The organism is Acinetobacter sp. YH12045, from assembly GCF_013419925.1.
GTDB lineage: Bacteria > Pseudomonadota > Gammaproteobacteria > Pseudomonadales > Moraxellaceae > Acinetobacter > Acinetobacter amyesii.
Map to the genome: position 1 here is coordinate 1 of NZ_VOZE01000032.1, position 3,417 is coordinate 3,417.

The 3,417-nt window shown below is 45.6% G+C and carries 4 protein-coding genes and 1 pseudogene; all 5 read left to right on the forward strand.

Features of this window, described 5'->3' with window-relative positions; genetic code table 11:
• Positions 1-75: pseudogene (locus FTU02_RS16155) on the forward strand (IS6 family transposase); the annotation flags it as partial.
• A 72-nt stretch (positions 76-147) separates the two neighbouring features.
• A complete protein-coding gene (locus FTU02_RS16160; protein ID WP_205779272.1) occupies positions 148-741 on the forward strand; it encodes a tyrosine-type recombinase/integrase in 594 nt (197 codons plus the stop codon).
• Positions 742-930: 189 nt separating this feature from the next.
• Positions 931-2,097, forward strand: a complete 1,167-nt coding sequence (locus tag FTU02_RS16165; RefSeq protein ID WP_024160783.1) for a tetracycline-inactivating monooxygenase Tet(X3) — start codon at positions 931-933, stop codon at positions 2,095-2,097.
• 147 nt (positions 2,098-2,244) lie between these two features.
• Positions 2,245-2,982, forward strand: coding sequence for a recombinase family protein (locus FTU02_RS16170; protein ID WP_001366550.1), 738 nt, complete (start codon positions 2,245-2,247; stop codon positions 2,980-2,982).
• Positions 2,979-3,203, forward strand: coding sequence for a hypothetical protein (locus FTU02_RS16175; RefSeq protein ID WP_000743213.1), 225 nt, complete (start codon positions 2,979-2,981; stop codon positions 3,201-3,203). Before FTU02_RS16170 ends, FTU02_RS16175 begins: the two co-directional genes overlap by 4 nt.
• The last annotated feature ends 214 nt before the right edge of the window (positions 3,204-3,417 follow it).

The window sequence follows — 3,417 nt, forward strand, 5'->3', positions numbered from 1 at the left end:
GGCCAGGCCTCAGCATTTTATTATGGTGATCCCCTGGGCGAAATGCGCCTGGTAAGCAGAGTTTTTGAAATGTAAGGCCTTTGAATAAGACAAAAGGCTGCCTCATCGCTAACTTTGCAACAGTGCCAGTTTTATTACGAACGTGTTTTGGGTGGACAACGGAAAACATATTTCATCGAAAGACCAAAAAAAGAAAAAACACTTCCTGTTGTGATGAGTGAAGAAGAAACCATTCGGGTACTACGCGCTATTGAAAACGTGAAACACAAGGCTATTCTGATGACTATTTATTCGGCAGGTTTGCGCATTTCTGAATGTATAAACCTGAAAATAAAAGACATTGACTCCAAGCGCATGCAAATTCGTATAGAACAGTCAAAAGGAAAAAGAGATCGTTATACCATTTTATCTGAGAAAACATTAATTATTTTAAGAACATACTTTATGGAATATAAACCAAAAGATTATTTATTTGAAGGTCAAAAAGGTGGCGCATACTCAAGCCGAAGTATTCAAAACATTTTTAAAGCAGCTGTTTTAAAAGCAAAGATTCAAAAGGAAGTTACTGTACATACCTTACGACATAGCTTTGCAACGCATTTGCTTGAGAATGGTACGAGTTTACGTTATATTCAATCGTTGTTAGGTCATTCAAGCAGTAAAACAACTGAGGTTTATACACATATTACCACCAAGGGAATGGAACAATTAAAAAGTCCGATGGATTTGTTAGATATATAGAAAGGATTTGTATATTTGAGCAAAACTTAACAAAAAGCACTATGAATATAAATCCTTTTGAGAGAGTAGAAACGAACGGTAAACGGTTGAAAACGGATTTGTCACTGATAATGAAAGGTTTAGCAAAATAAGATATAGTGGATATATACGCCATTTGGCGTATAGCCACTTGTTATGTGCCATTTTTGAATGACAATGCGAATAGATACAGACAAACAAATGAATTTACTTAGTGATAAGAACGTTGCAATAATTGGTGGTGGACCCGTTGGACTGACTATGGCAAAATTATTACAGCAAAACGGCATAGACGTTTCAGTTTACGAAAGAGACAACGACCGAGAGGCAAGAATTTTTGGTGGAACCCTTGACCTACACAAAGGTTCAGGTCAGGAAGCAATGAAAAAAGCGGGATTGTTACAAACTTATTATGACTTAGCCTTACCAATGGGTGTAAATATTGCTGATGAAAAAGGCAATATTTTATCCACAAAAAATGTAAAGCCCGAAAATCGATTTGACAATCCTGAAATAAACAGAAATGACTTAAGGGCTATCTTGTTGAATAGTTTAGAAAACGACACGGTTATTTGGGATAGAAAACTTGTTATGCTTGAACCTGGTAAGAAGAAGTGGACACTAACTTTTGAGAATAAACCGAGTGAAACAGCAGATTTGGTTATTCTTGCCAATGGTGGAATGTCGAAAATAAGGAGCTTTGTTACCGACACGCAAGTTGAAGAAACCGGTACTTTCAACATCCAAGCTGATATTCTTCAACCGGAAATAAACTGTCCCGGATTTTTTCAGCTATGCAACGGCAACCGATTAATGGCGGGACATCAGGGCATTTTATTGTTTGCCAATCCCAATAATAATGGTGCATTGTATTTAGGAATTAGTTTTAAAACGCCCGATGAATGGAAAAATAAAATTCCCTTAGATTTTCAGGACAGAAACAGCGTTGCCGATTTTTTATTGAAAAGATTTTCCAAATGGAGTGAAGTTTACAAACAATTAATACGTTCGGTATCAACATTTCAATGCTTGCCCACAAGGAAATTTCCTTTGAACAATGATTGGAAAAGTAACCGTCCATTACCCATAACAATGATTGGCGATGCTGCTCATTTGATGTCGCCTTTTGCAGGACAGGGTGTAAATACGGGATTATTGGATGCTTTGATATTGTCTGAAAACCTTACAAACGGAGAATTTACAAGTATTGAAAATGCCATCGAAAACTACGAACAACAAATGTTTGTTTATGCAAAAGATACGCAGGACGAATCGACAGAAAACGAAACCGAAATGTTTAGTCCCAATTTTTCGTTTCAAAAATTATTGAATCTATAAACAGTAAGAAAAAACGGCTACTAACAAGCAGTTTTGCAATAGTGGGCAGAAGTGCAAAATTGAACTTGTGTGCTTCTATCAACTTTTGTACATTAGCTGCCAGTTTAAGATGGGTGCATTTGAGTATGCCCAAAGGAGCCCGCAAGTATGCGCAGGACGAAGCCAGTAGCCGCGCCGATGGTGGCGCGGGTCTATCTGCGCGTCAGCACCGACGCGCAGGACTTGGAACGCCAAGAGGCGATCACTACGGCCGCGAAGGCCGCCGGCTACTACGTCGCCGGCATCTACCGTGAGAAGGCATCCGGCGCACGCGCCGACCGGCCTGAGCTGCTGCGCATGATCGGCGACCTACAGCCCGGCGAGGTGGTCATTGCCGAGAAGATCGACCGCATCAGCCGCCTACCTTTGCCCGAGGCCGAGCGCCTGGTGGCCTCGATACAGGCCAAAGGCGCACGCCTGGCCGTCCCTGGCGTGGTCGATCTATCCGACCTGGCGGCCGAGGCCCAGGGCGTCGCCAAGATCGTGCTGGAAGCCGTGCAGATCATGCTTTTTCGCCTGGCCTTGCAGATGGCCCGCGACGACTACGAGGACAGGCGCGAACGCCAGCGCCAAGGCATTGAGTTGGCCCGCCAGGCCGGGCGGTACAAGGGCCGCCGTGCTGATCCGAAGCGCCGCGCCCAAGTTGTCGCGCTGCGCAAGTCCGGCTACAGCATCAACAAGACCGCCGAGCTGGCCGGGTACAGTGCGGCCCAGGTGAAACGGATATGGGCCGAGGTCAGCCAGGCCGAAGCGAAGCAGCACGGCGCGTTCGTGGAGGACGCATTGACGGAAGCCGATGCCCTGGCCGCTGTCGGCCAGGATGAGCGCCAGGAGGAAAGGGCATGAAGAAGCCGAACCAAGACGACGAGCCGTTTTTCATCACCGAGGAGATTGCGGCCGAAATGATCGCCGGCGGCTATGAGTTCGAGCTGCCGCCCATTCCTTGCACCATCCGCCTACGCGACGTGCTGGAGCGCATGACCGATGCTGAGCTAGCATTGCAGCCGGGCGAGATCGCCGACCAGGAGCGTGAACGCTGCCGGCGCAAGCCGTGTTCAACCTCATGATCTGGTCATGGTATTTTTCATGGCACTGAGCCTGATAGTTCTTGCAAATTGTTGTCACTAAAGGGTTTTGTGTGCTTGTTTACAATCGAGTGGGAGTGACGGGCACTGGCTGGCAATGTCTAGCAACGGCAGGCATTTCGGCTGAGGGTAAAAGAACTTTCCGCTAAGCGATAGACTGTATGTAAACACAGTATTGCAAGGACGCGGAACATGC

Excerpts from the sequence above, each read along its gene's own strand:
- FTU02_RS16165 (WP_024160783.1), top strand. The coding sequence starts at position 931 with ATGACAATGCGAATAGATACAGACAAACAAATGAATTTACTTAGTGAT.
- FTU02_RS16170 (WP_001366550.1), top strand. The coding sequence starts at position 2,245 with ATGCGCAGGACGAAGCCAGTAGCCGCGCCGATGGTGGCGCGGGTCTAT.
- FTU02_RS16175 (WP_000743213.1), top strand. The coding sequence starts at position 2,979 with ATGAAGAAGCCGAACCAAGACGACGAGCCGTTTTTCATCACCGAGGAG.